Here is a 16,583-nt window from a genome sequence, read left to right as displayed (position 1 = left end):
ACTCTTAGGCTGAAACAGCATTTAAATATTAGCGTGCACCAATCAATGGTTTCTCCAAACGACTAATTGGCAGATATCCCGTAAATGAGATGTCTGTCGATACATACCCAGGTTTAACCAACTCTTCACGTACGAGATCAGTACTTAAGTATTTTTTATTATCATCACAGAGTAACGTCACCACCACAGCATCATCAGCAAGCTCTTCTTTTAACTTAATCGCGCCGATAATATTGGCTCCAGAAGAAATTCCAACCGCCAACCCCAGTTCCCTAGCCAGTTTTTGGGCCATGATAATTGCGTCGCCATCGCAAGCCTTGATTACGGAATCCATCTCATCTAATTTTACAATAGCTGGAATAAATTCATCTGAAATCCCTTGTATTCGGTGAGATCCTACTTTGTATCCTGTAGTCAGTGTCGGGCTCTCTGCTGGCTCGAGCGGGTGTACCTTAACAAACGGATTACTACTTCTAAGTTGCTTTCCGACACCCATCACCGTCCCCCCTGTGCCTACCCCCGCGACAAAAGCGTCAGCCGCGAGTCCTACCGAAGCAAGTTGATATACAATTTCTTTACCCGTTGTCAGCTCATGTGCTTCCACATTGAATTCATTCTCAAACTGCCTAGGCAAAAACACCCCACCATGCGCAGCTAACTGCTCACTTAGTTTAATACTACCAAGGAAACCGCCCTCTTCTTTGCTCACCAGCTGTATATCAGCTCCCATACTTTTTATAATGTCGATACGTTCCTTGCTCAACCAATTGGGCATGATGATTTTTACCTGATGTCCCAAAGCTTTACCAATCGCCGAAAAAGATATTCCGGTATTACCACTTGTAGCCTCAACAATCATATCGCTAGGATTAATCTGGCAATTCATATACGCTTTATAAAGAATATACAGTGCCATACGGTCCTTTATACTTCCGGTCAAGTTGTAGTTTTCACACTTCACATATATCTTTCCTGCTTTCCCTTTATAGTGGTATTGCAATTCCAACATAGGCGTATTACCTACTAAACACCACAAGTGTTTAAATCTACTATCCAATTCAGGAGAAAGACATTTACTCATCGCTTCTTCTATCATTTATATTTTTTTTGAATCGTTGACACACTAGCCCTCTAATTTCTATATCATCAACAAAATTGCAGTTTAACGAGATAATATTCACCATACTTGATGAATTTCCATAAAAATTATTGAAAATTCGTTATAATAAAATAAATTATTCATAAAAAATATGTAATTTAGTAAAACACCAAGAAAAAGTACATGTTATGCATTTAGATGATACAGACGTAAAACTACTTCGCTTACTTCAACAAGATGCCACTTTGAGCAACAAAGAGTTATCTTTTAAATTACATAAATCGATAGCTGCAGTCCATGAGCGGGTCAAAAAGCTCAAAGCGCAAGGTTATATTAAGCGAACTGTTGCCATTTTAGATAGACATAAAATAGGCATTGGCCTAATATCGTTTTCCCAAGTCTTCCTTAAAGCGCATACAGCCGAGGTACTCAATGAGTTTGAACGCGATGTCTCCAAGTTTCCTGAAGTTATGGAATGTTATCAAATGGCAGGATCGTATGACTTTATGCTACGTATTGCTACGAAAGACATGGATGCTTACCATATGTTCCTTCGGCACAAACTAGCTGTGTTGCCTCAGGTAAATACGGTACAAACCTATTTTGTACTGTCAGAAACCAAAAGTGAAACGGCATATTCTATTTGACAAAATGGATCATTTGTCGATACTAGATTAAAGACTGCCCTAATTCGGTCGGAGGTTTTCCCAATTGGGCCGAGCATTAACCCAACCAGATTGAGCACTACCCCGATTAGGTTGAAGGTTTTCCCAATTGGGCCGAGCATTAACCCAACCAGATTGAGCACTACCCCGATTAGGTTGAAGGTTTTCCCGACTGAGCCAAGTATTAACCCAACCAAGTTCAGCTCTACCCCGATTATGTTGAAGGTTTTCCCGACTGGGCCGAGTATTAACCCAACCGGGTTTAACACTAACCCGATTAGGTTGAAGGTTTCCCCCACCGGGCCGAGTATTACCCCACCCGGGTTTAGCACTACCCCGATTAGGTTGAATGCTTTCCCGACTCGTCCGAGCTGTAACTTCCAAAAAAACTTGACAGGTTAAACGGTTATTTTATAGACTATATTAACTATCAAATTTGTAATCACTGAACCAAAGCGTATCAATATCATTGAATATACTTTGTTCAAATATGCGGACAGCATCGGTCTGGTCATCATAGATGGAACCAGGGATCTTGTTTATGATATCATAATGCCACAGAAGCAACTGAAATTACAGGCAAGCTAATGAAATGATCACAGGAACTAAATATTCATAACTATACTGTACTTCACCTGAACAAAGTAGATGACAACATAAGAGGTCATCCGGGAACTCTAAATCCGAACTACAGTATTGTAGCGCCAAAGTTTATCAGGGATAAAGAGTTTGAGTCGTTTATCAAGCCATAACAGCATATCTTTCGTTACTTGAAAAAGTAAATTGGGATAAATTTACCTGGTCTGGAGTAAAAGATAATTTTCGTGTAGATTCTGATTTTGACCCGTCTGGTAATCTTCCCTTAAAGAAAAGAATTAAGCTTAAATTAGCACGAGAATATCATAAATCATCAAAGCACAAAGAATTCAGACAACAGATAAAGTTAATATCTACTGACTTAAGTGATGTCTATTAAAAAAACGATGCTATATATATTGAAAAATTTTGACACGATTATTGAAAACTATTTTAAAACAAGTCTTCAAGCACCACAACAATATTTGCCGGAACAGGTCAGCCCTGAAGAAAAGGCACAATAATCAATTGTTGTTTTATTTAATCCAGTATTGTGTAGTTTTAAATAAAACTATTATTTTGCAGTGAAATAATTGGAGGTCGGCAAAATTCAAATTTAAACCATTTTGTTAAACCCAGATAAGAAACAAATAATGGATATTCTAGACGCTATCATACTTGGTATCATACAGGGACTTACTGAATTCTTACCCGTGTCTTCAAGTGGGCATTTAGAATTAGGAAAAGCCATTCTTGGCGATCAATCAGTTCCTGAAGAAAGCCTTCTCTTTACAGTAGTTTTACACTTTGCTACCGCATTAAGCACCATGGTTGTTTTTAGAAAAGATATAGTAAGTATTGTAAAAGGTGCATTAAAATTTGAATGGAACGAAGATTTGCAATTTATTTCAAAAATTGCTATTTCAATGATTCCCGCTGTTATTGTTGGATTATTTTTTGAAGAACAATTAGAATCTCTTTTTGGTGGTAATATCTTTTTGGTGGGTTGCATGCTGATAATTACAGCTATTCTATTATTTCTTGCCGACAGAGCCAAAAATACCGGCAAGAATGTGTCTTTTGAAAATGCCTTTATTATTGGTGTTTCTCAAACAATTGCTATGCTTCCAGGTATATCACGTTCTGGAGCCACCATATCTACATCTGTGTTACTTGGTAACGACAAAACCAAAGCTGCTCGCTTTTCATTTTTAATGGTAGTTCCTTTAATTTTTGGAAAAATAGTTAAAGATATTTTAAGCGGAGAACTTACTTATAACAGCGGAAATTTTACACCACTTTTTATTGGCTTTGTAGCTGCATTTATAGCAGGATTATTTGCTTGCACCTGGATGATTGCTCTGGTTAAAAAAAGTAAACTCTCATACTTTGCAATCTACTGTACTATTGTTGGCGTCATTACAATTATATATTCTGTATAAAAAAACCCGTTGTGCATTATGCCGCTGAAAGTGTCATTTTCTTTACTGCGCGAAAACCAATAATAAAAGGTCGCTTCGTTGATCCCATTTTCCGCGCAATAAGCTTTCTTGCTTTTTCCACCATAGACAGCGTACGCACACGTTTTTTCTAAGTTGTTCATACAACAAAGCTAAAGCCTAATGGGATCTGAGTCAATTCATTGAATAGCTCCATCTATATCATCACCGATATCCAGAAATCCACTTTTTCCTCTTTCTTTTCCGATAGAATCTTGTTCCATTTTCGATTATATATAGACAAACTTACGAATATACTTTAGCTTGTATTTTGGGATTGACAGCATTACGCAACAACTTTTGTATCGTCTATATAAATTTTGAAGGCAATTTCAGGCATCGAATCCTCTTAATATGGGATCTGTATTTTTTTAAGTATGTGATTCAACGAAGGAATACAAGCCTAAAACCAATGTTTTCCTCAAAATCATAACTTGTCTCTTAAAATACATCCACCCCTGATTTACCTTAATTCAACTTATTAACAATTCGAAAATCTATTCAGTTTTGTCCGAAATATGTCCGAAAAAAGCAAAAGCCACTGATAATCAGTAGATTTCGTCGGGGTGGCAGGATTGCCTCAGTCCCTCGAATCCCCAACACGACCCTGAAGCCTCCTGTGGATCGAACCTCGGTTCTCATTCCGCCACAAACAAAAAAAGTCCGACTTTCGTCAGACTTTTTTGTCGGGGTGGCAGGATTCGAACCTACGACCTCCTGCTCCCAAAGCAGGCGCGATACCGGGCTACGCTACACCCCGAAAGGTATCATCCTTTTTGTGTGGCACAAATATACAGGTAAAAATGAGTTTATCAACAATAAAGACCAACATTCATATTAACACACTGATTCATTGCAAAATATTTTTTTCAACGTTTCCTTTTTGGTGTTGAAAACATCTCATATTTTTTTACAAAAAAAAGTATTTTTTTCCTAACTTTGCAGTCGCTTCAAAAAAGAGGTGGATAAGTTTTTTAAAATACTTTTTTTTAATTAAAATAAAAGCTGTAATATTGCATTCCGATTTTTACAGGATGTAAATCGTTAATAATTACTCAAAATCATGGATTTAGTAAAATTTGTAGAAGAACAAGCGGTCGTCAAAAATGAAAATCCCGCTTTCAAAGCAGGAGATACCATCAGCGTTCATTATAAAATTCGCGAAGGAAATAAAGAGCGTGTTCAAGTGTACCAAGGTGTAGTACTTCAATTAAATAGCGAAGGTGCCAACGCTACTTTTACCGTTCGTAAGATGTCTAACGGAATAGGTGTTGAACGTATTTTTCCTATAAATTCACCAAACATCGAAAAAATTATAGTAAATAGCTACGGTAAGGTTCGTCGCGCTAAATTATTCTATTTGCGTAGCCTTACTGGTAAAGCTGCTCGTATCAAAACTAGACGCGTTTAATTCTTAGCAGGAAGCTACTTAAAATAAAAAAGGATGTAATATCAATTACATCCTTTTTTATTTTAAGAGTCACTCTAGCGGAACAATTCCGGTTTCGTCCCCATAATATCATCTATCCTTTCCATCACGTTCTCCGTCAGCAAGGATAACACTTCGAGTGCCTTAAAGTTCTCCAACAGTTGAGTTTCTTTGGTTGCACCCAATATCGCCGTAGTAACATTTGGGTTCTTAATACACCATGCTATGGATAATGCTGGCAAAGAAACACCTAACTCCTGTGCAAAATCGCCTAATTGCATGACGCGGGAAATCTTATCATTAAGCAACGCCCTATCTTTTAACCATTCATAACCTTCCAAAGACATACGCGTACCGTCCGGAATTCCGTTATTATATTTTCCGGTTAATAGTCCTGAAGCTAAAGGACTCCAGATAGTCGTGCCCATTCCGATATTTTCGAATATACTCAAAAATTCAGATTCCATTTTCCGTCGGTTAAACAGATTATATTCAGGTTGTTCTACTGAAGGCCCTTCCAACCCCAATTCCCGCGCGATCATATGTGCTTCCACGATCTCCGAGGCAGACCACTCGCTCGTACCCCAATAAAATATCTTACCTTGTTGTATCAACACATTCATTGTCCGTACCACCTCTTCGATAGGCACATTCTTATCAGCACGATGGCAATAATATAAATCAAGATATTCCACCTGTAACCGTTGCAATGCTTCATCACATGCTTCTATTAAATGTTTCCGACTCAATCCATGTTGATTAGGTTTTTTATCCTCTCCTTTCCAACCAAAAAAAGCTTTACTAGAAAGCACAAATGAACTCCTATCCCAATCTTTCCCTTTCAATATCCTTCCCATCATTTCTTCCGACTTACCGGCAGAATATACTTCGGCATTATCAAAAAAATTGACACCGTTTTCGTAAGCAATAGACATTAACCTATCATTAATATCGTCGTCTGTCTGTCTCGCAAAAGTAACCCAAGAGCCAAATGACAATACACTCAATTGGAGCCCACTTCTTCCCATTCTTCTATATTCCATATTTTTATTTTTAGCAGCTTAAAGTTAAGTATAAATGAGTTTTTAAAAAATTATTGTTACAATATACTTGCTAAATCATTTTATAGCTATCTTCAACCATTTATGAACAGCTACCAAATTCTGATTTTCATTGTGTGCTTAAGCCTGAATGCACCTACAGGAGTAGCACAGTCATCTATAGATGAAATTGCAACGATGCAATCGTTGCCCTTAAAATATCAGGTTTTTAAAACAGACGAGCGCATTTCAATAGATGGGAAAGCTGACGAAGTCGTCTGGAAAAAAGCTCCCTGGACATCGGATTTTATGGATATAGAAGGGGCGCACCAATTAAAACCGATGTATAAAACCGCTACAAAGATGCTTTGGGACAATGAATTTCTGTACATCTATGCAGAGCTTGAAGACCCACATATCTGGGGCGACATCACGACACATGATGCCATAATCTATCATAATAATGATTTCGAAATATTTATTAAGCCGTTTGAGCAACATCCCTTTTACTATGAAATAGAAATCAATCCCCTTAATACTGTTATGGATCTAATGATGCCCAAACCATATCGTTTTGGAGGAGAAGCTATCATGAGTTGGGACGTGAAAAATCTAAAATCAGCCGTACATATCGAGGGCACACTCAACAATCCGTCAGATAAGGACAGCTATTGGTCTGTCGAAATAGCTATTCCATTTACATCTTTAAATACATTTGGACGCCCTACTACACCCAAGGTAAATAGCTTATGGCGAATCAATTTTTCCAGAGTCCAATGGCAATACGAATACATAAACGGAAAATATAGTCGTAAAAAACACGAAAACGGCAAACCTATCTCAGAAGACAATTGGGTGTGGTCACCTATAGGAGTAATTAACATGCACTATCCAGAGCGGTGGGGCTATCTCCAGTTTATGGAAGAAGACAAAAAACAAGATGACTACATTACCCATGCCAATCAAAAAATAGCGTGGAATATATTTTATTTACAGCAGTTACACCGACAAAAGAACGGACGCTTTTCGGTAGACATTGCAACATTAGAAGGATACAGATTATTTTTAGAAAATGATCTAAAGAGTACCCCCCTTACCTTTTTAACCAATGACGATCAAACATTTTTCCATATAATAATCAAAGATCCAGCAACACCACATACATTTTCGTTAGATAGTCACGGCAATTACAACATCAGTTATGAATAAAAGAAGAGATTTTCTAAAAGCAACATTTGCAGGCATAGCAGCGCTGCAACTTCAACCGCTAGCAAGTCTAGCTAATTCACAAAGCAATGGACTTTTATTTGACTATTGGATGTGGGTACGCCCCGATCAAAAAGACTCAGAAACCGTGTTAAAAAACAGATACCAGTCTTATCGGGATGTGGGTGTTAGAGGACTTTTCTTTGAGGATTACAATAAAAAACATTTTCAAATTGCAAAAGAAATCGGATTAGAAACCCATCGCTGGATGTGGACAATGAATAGAGGAGAAAAAGATCTTCTTGCACAGCATCCCGAATATTATGCCGTCAGTAGATCAGGGAAATCCTGCGCCACAGCGCCCCCATATGTAGACTATTATAGATTTCTCTGTCCATCGCATCCAGATGTTCCGAAATATTTAGAAGAAAAATCCAGAGAACAACTTGAAAAAGAAGACGTGGATGGTTTACATCTCGACTACATTCGATATCCAGATGTTGTATTACCTGTTAACTTATGGAAAAACTACAACCTTGATCAATCTGCTGAACTAGCTGATTATGATTTTTGCTACAGCAAATACAGTAAAGCTACTTTTTTAAAAGAAACAGGTATTGACATTGACAAGGTAGAGCGTCCCGACCAAAGCCCCTCGTGGCGCTCGTTTCGGTACAAGCAGATCAATAAAATCGTCAATCGCATTGCTGATGTAGCAAAAAAATACGACAAGCCCCTGACTGCTGCGGTATTTCCTACGCCAGACCTTGCAAAACGAATTGTAAGACAAGATTGGACCAACTGGAAACTGTCAGGCGTATTTCCAATGATATACCATGGATTTTATAGTGAACCTGTCAGTTGGATTGGTACTGCCGTGAATGAAGGAGTAGAGGCATTAAATGGGAAGTTCCCCCTTTATGCCGGACTTTATCTACCTGATTTCAAAGCAGCAGAAGAAATAAGACAAGCTATATCCCTTTCAAAGAAAAACGGTGCTGCAGGTATCTCGCTATTTGGTGAAACAGACTTTACACCGGCAATATTAGAGGTGTTGAAATCTTTCCGTTAAAAGAATTTAAGAAATGATACATCAATAATAAGACCCACTAAATTGACAACAATATTGATTAGATTCAAAAAATGTCAAAAAAATACTTACCTTTGTATCCCGTACATGAGGCAGATGTTTGGAGCTCTAGAGTTCCAAACATTAGTTAAAAATCCATAATTGCTATGACTAAATATATCTTTGTTACGGGCGGCGTAACCTCGTCGTTAGGGAAAGGCATTATTGCTGCATCCCTAGCCAAACTTCTACAGGCGCGGGGTTTTAAAGTAACCATTCAAAAATTCGACCCTTACATCAACATTGATCCAGGAACATTAAATCCCTACGAGCATGGGGAATGTTATGTAACTGAAGATGGTGCAGAAACCGATCTTGACTTAGGACACTACGAACGTTTTTTGAATGTACCTACTTCCCAGGCAAATAACGTTACGACAGGTCGTATCTATAAACATGTCATCGAAAAAGAACGAGAAGGTGCTTACTTAGGAAAGACAGTTCAAGTCATACCACATATTACAGATGAAATCAAGCGCCGTATGCAGCTGTTGGGCCAAACCGGCGAATATGACATTGTAATCACCGAGCTTGGAGGAACAGTAGGCGATATTGAATCACTTCCTTTTATAGAAGCAGTACGCCAGTTGCGGTGGGAATTAGGTAACAATGACTCATTAGTTATTCACTTGACCTTAGTCCCTTATTTAGCTGCTGCCGGCGAATTGAAAACCAAACCTACCCAGCATTCTGTCAAAACTTTATTGGAATATGGTGTGCAACCAGATATATTAGTATGCCGTACTGAACATAAATTAACCCCGGAGATTCGTAAAAAACTCGCATTATTTTGTAATGTAAATATCAATGCTGTAGTAGAATCAATTGATGCAAGCACAATCTATGATGTTCCGCTACTCATGTTAAAAGAGCAATTAGATAAAACAGTATTATCTAAACTCAAATTATCAACAAAGAACGAACCTAATTTAGAAAACTGGAAAAACTTTCTAGGAAGATTAAAAAACCCAACAAATGAAGTTAATATCGCTTTAGTTGGCAAGTATGTTGAACTTCCAGACGCCTATAAATCGATTGCAGAAGCCTTTATACACGCTGGCTCCGCCAATGAGACCAAAGTGAAAGTACGCTATATCGCCGCAGAAAGTATTAATGATGACAACGTAGCAGATAAGCTAAGGAATTTAGACGGGGTATTGGTAGCTCCCGGATTTGGAGAACGTGGATTAGTTGGCAAATTATCAACTATTGAATTCGTACGTAAAAACAAAATTCCGTTCTTTGGCATCTGCCTAGGCATGCAGTGTGCTGTTATTGAGTTTGGCCGAAATGTATTAGGCCTTAAAGACGCTAACAGCTTTGAAATGAACGATAAAACGACTAACCCTGTAATTAATTTGATGGAAGAACAAAAAAACATCAAAAATATGGGTGGCACCATGCGATTAGGAGCTTATGATTGTGAAATTAAAAAAGGAACTAAAGCATTCGGTATTTACGGAAAATCAAAAATTTCAGAAAGACACCGTCATCGTTATGAATTCAATAATGATTATTTAAAAGACTATGAAAAAGCAGGAATGATAGCTTCTGGTATCAACCCAGAAACCGGACTAGTCGAAATAGTAGAGCTAAAAGATCATCCGTTTTTTGTAGCTGGTCAATTTCACCCCGAATTAAAATCGACAGTAGCAACCCCTCACCCACTTTTTGTTAACTTTGTAGCCGCATGTTTGGCTAACAAAAAGTAGAACGTAGTAAATAATAAAAAGATACTAGAAATAAAAAGCAGTAAATGGATAGAAATAATATCATAGGATTAGTACTTATTTTCGCAATTTTTGCGGGTTCATTTTATTTAATGAAACCTTCAGAACAGGAAATCAATCAAGAACAAGTCTTACAAGATTCACTAAAAAATGTAAGGGAAGGTAACGTCGTTGTAGATACTACCCGTACTGTCAACGTCGCAGCAGTAGACTCTATCGCACTAAAAAAGCCTTTTGGTGCAACAAAAGTTGGACAAGAGCAACTTGTTAAATTAGAAAATGAATTACTGGTAGCAGAAATTTCCACAAAAGGTGGTAAGGTAAAATCTGTACAGCTTAAAAATGAGACAAACTATGACGACACCCCATTATATATCTTAGAAGGCGAAAATAATAAGTTTGGATTTATCTTTAAAGCTGATGGAGAGAACATCAATACAAATGATTTATACTTTACGATAAGCAATCCATCCTCGAATGCCGTAACTCTTCGTTTGAATTACAACGAGAATCAATATATTGACTACACTTACACCTTACAACCAGATGCATACAATGTAGGACTTCAGATTAATGCTGTAGGGATTCAAAATTTAGTTGATATCAAGCAAAAATCGATTACATTAAACTGGGAAGCTTCCCTTCTACAAAAGGAACTGAATGTAAAATCGGAGAGAGAAAAATCAACAATCTTCTATAAGGATTCCGAAGGTTCAGTAGACCATCTTTCCGAATCTGGAGACGATGAGGAAAAAATAGAAGAAAAAGTAGAATGGGTAGCATTCAAACAACATTTCTTCTCTGCTATTCTCTCATCAGCGCAATCCTTTGAAAATACGGAATTGAATGTAACGTTTAACACTGCTGATACCGTGGTAAAAACATACAGAACTTCGGTTGATTTACCGTTCAACACACAGGGAAATAACCAATATGATTTAAATTTCTTCTTTGGTCCCAACCAGTATAAAACGTTAAAAGCCGAAGGAAACGATTACCAGCATATTATCAATATGGGATGGGGACCTATGTCATGGATCAATAGGTTTCTGACAGTCCCTCTTTTTGACTTTCTAGACGGATTTAAGATGAGTTATGGTATTGTCATCTTAATTCTAACATTGCTACTAAAAGGTTTGATGTTTCCGCTTACGTATAAATCTTATCTTTCGATGGCCAAAATGCGTGTTCTTAAACCGCAACTTGATGAAATTAAAGAAAAAGTAGGCGATGATAATCCCATGCTTTTACAGCAAGAGCAAATGAAACTCTACAAGCAAGCCGGTGTGAATCCGCTTGGAGGTTGTCTGCCAATGCTTCTTCAGATGCCATTTACATTAGCATTCTTCTTTTTCTTTCCTAATCTCTTTGAATTGAGAGGTGAAAGCTTCTTATGGATGAAAGATTTGTCAACCTACGATGCGCCAATTACATTTTCGCCGATTTTTGGAGTCAATCACATCTCCCTAATGTGTATATTGATGACATTGACAACATTATTAACTACTTGGTACAACAATGCCACTTCAGGAGCAGCTGCCAATGCCCAAATGAAATATATTGGTTATATCATGCCGTTGCTATTCTTCTTCATGTTAAACAGTTTTCCATCTGGATTGAACTACTACTACTTCTTAGGAGCGGTGTTTACTTTCCTGACACAAGTTATCATTCGGTCTTTCATTGATGATGATAAAATCTTGGCGAAATTAGAAACTAATAAGAAGAATCCGAAAGTTCAAAAGAAATCATCATTTCAACAGCGGATGGAAGATATGATGAGGCAGCAACAAGCTAATCAACAAAAAAAGGTAAATAAGTAAAATTATCATAAAAAGAAAGAGGCTTTTGAGCCTCTTTCTTTTTATGATATATCCTCAATTACTTTTGAGGTAACCAGTCACCGAAAACCTTAGGGATAGCATAATGATCTTGTTCTGACTGTGGCAATTGATACGACCAAGTAACCCTTTTCGACAAATCATTTCCTCCAGGCCCTACAGATCCAAGTTCTGCATAGTAGACCGTCGGTACTTTATCCGGGAACATCTTATCTCCTGTCCACGGATCCCAACCTGCGGGAACAATATGTTCACCCATAAAACAATCTATAAATACTGTTTTTGCATGGGGTCTCCAAGGTCTTCCAAGATAGACTTTATTCACGTCTACCCCTACAGCCGTTAATCGACATTTATAAAATATAAAACCGTAAGCACTTTCTTTCGTAGTTGATGCTGCAGTAATATACGAGTTGCGCAGACTTTCGATTTCACACTCCTCAAAAAAAGCAGTACTGGAGCCAAAAATAAAATCTGTTGTACCCGCTATTTTACATCGATAGAAATAATTCCGGTGTCGATCTTTTCCAAGGTACAATGTATCCTGATTTCCCAAAATCGTACAATTGATAACCGAAACACGATCCGCCTCGACATGAAGTGCAACAGCCTGCCCTACCGGCCCAGAAGAATTGACGATCGTCATATTTTTGATCGTTACATCATTGGCCAACACAAGAAAACTGTATGAATTAAATGTTCCAAATTTCGTTAATCCACATTCATCCGGAGCAGATCTGACCTTACCAGAATAATCATCAAACGTGATTATAGTATTCGTCCGGCTCTCCCCTTCCAGAATAATATGGCGTAGATGCGACGGGATCACAATCTTTTCTTTATAGGTCCCCTCTTTAATCCATATTTTAATTGGTTCTTCACGAAAAGAGCGGACAGCATTAATGGCTTCCTGCACTGTTTTAAAATCTCCATTACCTGTTTGATCGACCACTATCTGATCTGTTGATGCAAATGCTAAACTCACATAACTTATCAGAAAAAAAACTGACAAACTTCGTATTTTAATCATAATCATGTATTCCAATATTTATATTTCATATCAAGGAAACCCTCAATAATGCTACGCTACAATTTTTCTATCCGAAACCAATCCACTTCGGCAAAGCCCGAATCATTTATAGTTTGCTCGCGCGTCGCATACAATCCCAATGTAGCACCGATCCATTTACCGGGTTTTGCCGAGAACGTTTCCCCTACTTTCTTAAACTCTTCATTATCTAAGCTATAGTACCAATTGCAATTTGTACCATCTGTTACCCTTACCTGTAGGTAGATGAAATCCGAATCTATAGCAGCAACTTGACTCACCTCTTCCGTCTTTCCGCTCAAACCTCTCTTACATATACCTTGAAAAAGAGCGTATTGGTCAGCAGTCCCTGCAATATATAATTGGCTATAATCCTCTCCTACCACTATAAATCCCGCCTTTTCCTTTAAATCCTTCTCATTGGCCACTAATCTAATCTTAGTAGTAGCCTTAAAGTTCTCGGCAGGCATTTTCTGTGTTAATATATTGGGTACATCCAGCATATTTTTAAAATCAGCAGGAATCTCCTGTGTATAAAGCCTTAGATGCCCATTGTGGCTAGGAATCAACCATGTACCATCAGGATTCGCTTGCCATTGCCATTGTAATCCCAACAGGGAAGTTTCAAATTCATCTGACTCCATTGGGTTAACGATTGGATAGCTCTTCCCTACATTCGGCTTTTTGTATTCCAAAACAGGATTTCCTGTGCCGTCACCATCTTTATCCTCTCCTATTACCGGCCAGTCGTTGATCCATTTCATGGGCTGTAGATGCACGACTCTACCCATAGCCTCTTTATCTTGAAAATGGAAAAACCAGTCTTCCCCTGAGGGAGTATCCACCCATGCACCTTGATGTGGCCCATTGATGGCAGTATTTCCTTGCTCCATAACGACTTTTCGCTCATAAGGCCCGTATACATGCTTAGATCGTAATACCAGTTGCCATCCTGTAGCAACACCACCAGACGGCGCAAATAAATAATAGTATCCATTTCTCTTATGTATTTTAGGACCTTCAATCGTCGGATCGATCACATGTCCATCGTACACAATCACCCCCCTGTCCAATACCTTATCACCCATCTCGTTTAACTTCGCTATAGCTAGTACACTTTTAAGACCTGCTCGGCTTCCAGCATACGCAAAAGCAAGGTAATTTTTACCGTCGTCATCCCAAAAAGGACAGGGATCAATCAGGCCTTTCCCTTCAAACACCAGAATCGGATCCGACCAGGCTCCAGCCGGATCTTTAGTCCTCGTCATATATATACCATAGTCCGGATCTGGATAATAAATATAAAATTCGCCTTTATGAAAACGTATCGCCGGAGCCCATACCCCATTACCATGCTGTACCTTATTGAATACACCTTCCGGCACTTGTCTTTGCAAAGCATGGCCAATAATCTTCCAATTGATCATATCCTTGGAATGCAGTACCGGTAAACCGGGAGTATGATTAAAACTAGAAGAAATCATGTAATAATCATCGCCGACTCGAGTCACATCGGGATCCGAATAGTCAGCATCTATGATTGGATTTTTATACTTGCCGTTGCCCAAATCAGGGGACCATACCGATGAAACATAGTTTTGCGAAAACACAGTACCGGTTACAAGTAGGAAAATGGAACTTAATAATAAATTTATCTTCATGACAAAATTGGTTTACAATTCAACGCTATCGGTTGCATAACAAACCTAATGTATTCCGTTTTATTTTACAACAGTATTTTACGCAATCGTTACCATTTTAAACATAAAAAAGCCACACCCTTCCGTATGGCTTCAAAAAAAATCGTAACACATTTTTCTGATTTCGGCATTCATCCCAAACCACTATACCGTCCCATTTCTACAACTTTCTATTTCTTTTATGTATTGGCCATGCACAAACAGTCCTTCAGCATGGGCCTTGTAGCAGCACGTTAAACAAAAGCGCTAAAACCAGTAATACTACGACCTACAATCAATGAATTTATTTCTTTAGTTCCTTCGTACGAATAAATAGCTTCCGCATCAGCCAGAAAACGGGCAACATTATATTCTAATAATATACCATTCCCTCCCATTACCTCTCTTGCTCTGGAAACAATATCACGTGTCCGCAAAGTACAAAAGACTTTAGCCAGCGAAGCATGCTCATCACGGAGCTTGTCCTCATCCTGTAGCTCGGACAATCTAAATACTAATGTCTGCATTGACGTTAAATTGGATAACATCTCTACCAGGTGATTCTGGATCAGTTGGAATGAAGCAATAGGTTTACCAAACTGTTTTCTTTTCAGCGTATACTCGAGTGCGTTTTCATAGGCCCCGCGCGCGCAGCCCACTGCCATCCATGCGACGCCGGCTCGTGTCATCTGCAACACTTTAGCCGTATCTTTGAAAGAATTTGCATGCGGCAAACGATCATGTTCAGGTACAACGCAGTCCGTCAATGTGATTAATCCATTTTGTACGATTCGCAAGGCCATTTTACCTTTGATCTTTTCCACATGGAATCCGGGATTTTCTTTCCTCACGATAAATCCTTTAACTTCTCCATCTGCTAAATCCCTAGCCCATATTATAGTAATATCAGAAAAGGTCGCATTTCCAATCCATTTTTTTTGCCCATTTAGTACCCATCCTTCAGCCGTTTGCCGACAGGTAGTCGTCAACCCTCCCGCCGCACCCGATCCCACCTCAGGCTCCGTAAGTCCGAAAGCACCAATCTTTTTAAACTGTTGCATTTGCGGCAGCCATTCATCCTTTTGTTCTTCAGAGCCACAGGTATAAATGGATCCCATGGCCAGACCGCTTTGCACGCCTAAAAAAGTAGCAATAGAAGGATCTATCCGTCCAAACTCCGCCGCTATTATTCCGTCCATCAGAGATTTGCCACCGGCACAACCATATCCTTCATAAGTGTAACCACATATATTCAGCGCAGCCAATTTTGGAATAATTTCAAAGGGAAACTCGTCGTGCAACCAATAATTATTTACCAAAGGTTTTATTTCAGTTTCGAGAAACGTGCGGATTCTCAGCAGTAAAGCCTGATCTTCTGCAGATAGCTTATATTCCATACCGTAGAAATCCGCGTTAATCGGGGGAAGCTCCTTTTTCCTGTTACTTCCACCAGTAAGCATTTTCATTGCCATCTGCAGTTGCTTTTCATCCATTTTGGACACAGCGTTTAACACCGTTCCCAGGTCTACTTTTTGTGAAATCTTACTAAGCTGCTCAAAATCAATCGATTTCATGAGTTTTACAATATTTCTAATCTTACCTATCATAACTATGACTTATAAAGTGAAAACATTTTTTTATC

At 38.5% G+C, this 16,583-nt stretch carries 14 protein-coding genes and 1 tRNA gene; 7 read left to right on the top strand and 8 right to left on the bottom strand.

All coding sequences use genetic code 11. The features are described from left to right. Nucleotides 1-28 precede the first annotated feature (28 nt). Nucleotides 29-1,096: a PLP-dependent cysteine synthase family protein gene (locus tag FAZ19_RS07950; protein WP_136820181.1), complete on the bottom strand. Its 1,068-nt coding sequence runs from the start codon at nt 1,094-1,096 to the stop codon at nt 29-31. 191 nt (nt 1,097-1,287) lie between these two features. Between FAZ19_RS07950 and FAZ19_RS07945 the strand changes: the two genes are divergently transcribed. Continuing rightward, a complete protein-coding gene (locus FAZ19_RS07945) occupies nt 1,288-1,746 on the top strand; it encodes an Lrp/AsnC family transcriptional regulator (RefSeq protein WP_136820180.1) in 459 nt (152 codons plus the stop codon). A gap of 39 nt (nt 1,747-1,785) precedes the next feature. On the opposite strand, the gene FAZ19_RS07940 is transcribed toward FAZ19_RS07945, so the two are convergent. Next, nucleotides 1,786-2,148: a hypothetical protein gene (locus tag FAZ19_RS07940; protein WP_136820179.1), complete on the bottom strand. Its 363-nt coding sequence runs from the start codon at nt 2,146-2,148 to the stop codon at nt 1,786-1,788. 845 nt (nt 2,149-2,993) lie between these two features. Between FAZ19_RS07940 and FAZ19_RS07930 the strand changes: the two genes are divergently transcribed. After that, entirely contained in the window at nt 2,994-3,782 is a 789-nt protein-coding gene (locus FAZ19_RS07930) for an undecaprenyl-diphosphate phosphatase (protein ID WP_136820178.1), read from the top strand. Here the strand turns inward: FAZ19_RS07930 and tnpA are convergent. Together tnpA and FAZ19_RS07920 are read right to left on the bottom strand one after the other, a co-directional pair. Next, nucleotides 3,737-3,943: an IS66 family insertion sequence element accessory protein TnpA gene (tnpA, locus tag FAZ19_RS24450; RefSeq protein ID WP_136820177.1), complete on the bottom strand. Its 207-nt coding sequence runs from the start codon at nt 3,941-3,943 to the stop codon at nt 3,737-3,739. The genes FAZ19_RS07930 and tnpA overlap by 46 nt on opposite strands. A gap of 582 nt (nt 3,944-4,525) precedes the next feature. Beyond that, nucleotides 4,526-4,599 (bottom strand) — tRNA-Pro (locus tag FAZ19_RS07920). A 303-nt stretch (nt 4,600-4,902) separates the two neighbouring features. Between FAZ19_RS07920 and rplS the strand changes: the two genes are divergently transcribed. After that, nucleotides 4,903-5,250: a 50S ribosomal protein L19 gene (gene rplS / locus FAZ19_RS07915; RefSeq protein ID WP_136820176.1), complete on the top strand. Its 348-nt coding sequence runs from the start codon at nt 4,903-4,905 to the stop codon at nt 5,248-5,250. Nucleotides 5,251-5,324: 74 nt separating this feature from the next. Here the strand turns inward: rplS and FAZ19_RS07910 are convergent, their stop codons facing one another. Then, a complete protein-coding gene (locus tag FAZ19_RS07910; protein ID WP_136820175.1) occupies nt 5,325-6,311 on the bottom strand; it encodes a potassium channel beta subunit family protein in 987 nt (328 codons plus the stop codon). 102 nt (nt 6,312-6,413) lie between these two features. Here FAZ19_RS07910 and FAZ19_RS07905 point away from each other — a divergent pair, with 102 nt between their 5' ends. The 4 genes from FAZ19_RS07905 to yidC all read left to right on the top strand — a co-directional run bounded on the left by FAZ19_RS07905 (nt 6,414) and on the right by yidC (nt 12,196). Continuing rightward, the gene (locus tag FAZ19_RS07905) at nt 6,414-7,517 is read left to right on the top strand and encodes a carbohydrate-binding family 9-like protein (protein ID WP_136820174.1); all 1,104 of its coding nucleotides are present in this window, start codon (nt 6,414-6,416) and stop codon (nt 7,515-7,517) included. Further along, nucleotides 7,510-8,586, top strand: a complete 1,077-nt coding sequence (locus FAZ19_RS07900; protein WP_136820173.1) for a family 10 glycosylhydrolase — start codon at nt 7,510-7,512, stop codon at nt 8,584-8,586. Before FAZ19_RS07905 ends, FAZ19_RS07900 begins: the two co-directional genes overlap by 8 nt. Nucleotides 8,587-8,750: 164 nt before the next feature. After that, a complete protein-coding gene (locus tag FAZ19_RS07895) occupies nt 8,751-10,355 on the top strand; it encodes a CTP synthase (RefSeq protein WP_136820172.1) in 1,605 nt (534 codons plus the stop codon). 44 nt (nt 10,356-10,399) lie between these two features. Next, complete coding sequence (gene yidC / locus FAZ19_RS07890; protein ID WP_136820171.1) at nt 10,400-12,196, top strand: membrane protein insertase YidC; 1,797 nt, start codon at nt 10,400-10,402, stop codon at nt 12,194-12,196. A 58-nt stretch (nt 12,197-12,254) separates the two neighbouring features. Here the strand turns inward: yidC and FAZ19_RS07885 are convergent, their stop codons facing one another. The 3 genes from FAZ19_RS07885 to FAZ19_RS07875 all read right to left on the bottom strand — a co-directional run bounded on the left by FAZ19_RS07885 (nt 12,255) and on the right by FAZ19_RS07875 (nt 16,548). After that, complete coding sequence (locus FAZ19_RS07885; RefSeq protein ID WP_229707388.1) at nt 12,255-13,199, bottom strand: pectinesterase family protein; 945 nt, start codon at nt 13,197-13,199, stop codon at nt 12,255-12,257. Nucleotides 13,200-13,300: 101 nt separating this feature from the next. Then, nucleotides 13,301-14,923 (bottom strand): glycoside hydrolase family 43 protein, encoded by a 1,623-nt coding sequence (locus FAZ19_RS07880; RefSeq protein ID WP_136820170.1) that lies wholly within the window; start codon nt 14,921-14,923, stop codon nt 13,301-13,303. Nucleotides 14,924-15,195: 272 nt separating this feature from the next. Further along, nucleotides 15,196-16,548 (bottom strand): acyl-CoA dehydrogenase family protein, encoded by a 1,353-nt coding sequence (locus FAZ19_RS07875; protein WP_136820169.1) that lies wholly within the window; start codon nt 16,546-16,548, stop codon nt 15,196-15,198. Nucleotides 16,549-16,583: the final 35 nt, after the last annotated feature.

Origin of the sequence: Sphingobacterium alkalisoli, from assembly GCF_005049105.1 — a bacterium.
Classification (GTDB): Bacteria; Bacteroidota; Bacteroidia; order Sphingobacteriales; family Sphingobacteriaceae; genus Sphingobacterium; species Sphingobacterium alkalisoli.
The sequence above is the reverse complement of the archived record's forward strand: the minus strand, read 5'-3'. Positions and strand labels throughout refer to the sequence as shown.

What these genes read in the sequence shown, in the direction of transcription:
- FAZ19_RS07950 (WP_136820181.1), bottom strand. Translation starts at nt 1,096, where the DNA reads ATGATAGAAGAAGCGATGAGTAAATGTCTTTCTCCTGAATTGGATAGT.
- FAZ19_RS07945 (WP_136820180.1), top strand. Translation starts at nt 1,288, where the DNA reads ATGCATTTAGATGATACAGACGTAAAACTACTTCGCTTACTTCAACAA.
- FAZ19_RS07930 (WP_136820178.1), top strand. Translation starts at nt 2,994, where the DNA reads ATGGATATTCTAGACGCTATCATACTTGGTATCATACAGGGACTTACT.
- tnpA (WP_136820177.1), bottom strand. Translation starts at nt 3,943, where the DNA reads ATGAACAACTTAGAAAAAACGTGTGCGTACGCTGTCTATGGTGGAAAA.
- rplS (WP_136820176.1), top strand. Translation starts at nt 4,903, where the DNA reads ATGGATTTAGTAAAATTTGTAGAAGAACAAGCGGTCGTCAAAAATGAA.
- FAZ19_RS07910 (WP_136820175.1), bottom strand. Translation starts at nt 6,311, where the DNA reads ATGGAATATAGAAGAATGGGAAGAAGTGGGCTCCAATTGAGTGTATTG.
- FAZ19_RS07905 (WP_136820174.1), top strand. Translation starts at nt 6,414, where the DNA reads ATGAACAGCTACCAAATTCTGATTTTCATTGTGTGCTTAAGCCTGAAT.
- FAZ19_RS07900 (WP_136820173.1), top strand. Translation starts at nt 7,510, where the DNA reads ATGAATAAAAGAAGAGATTTTCTAAAAGCAACATTTGCAGGCATAGCA.
- FAZ19_RS07895 (WP_136820172.1), top strand. Translation starts at nt 8,751, where the DNA reads ATGACTAAATATATCTTTGTTACGGGCGGCGTAACCTCGTCGTTAGGG.
- yidC (WP_136820171.1), top strand. Translation starts at nt 10,400, where the DNA reads ATGGATAGAAATAATATCATAGGATTAGTACTTATTTTCGCAATTTTT.
- FAZ19_RS07880 (WP_136820170.1), bottom strand. Translation starts at nt 14,923, where the DNA reads ATGAAGATAAATTTATTATTAAGTTCCATTTTCCTACTTGTAACCGGT.
- FAZ19_RS07875 (WP_136820169.1), bottom strand. Translation starts at nt 16,548, where the DNA reads ATGATAGGTAAGATTAGAAATATTGTAAAACTCATGAAATCGATTGAT.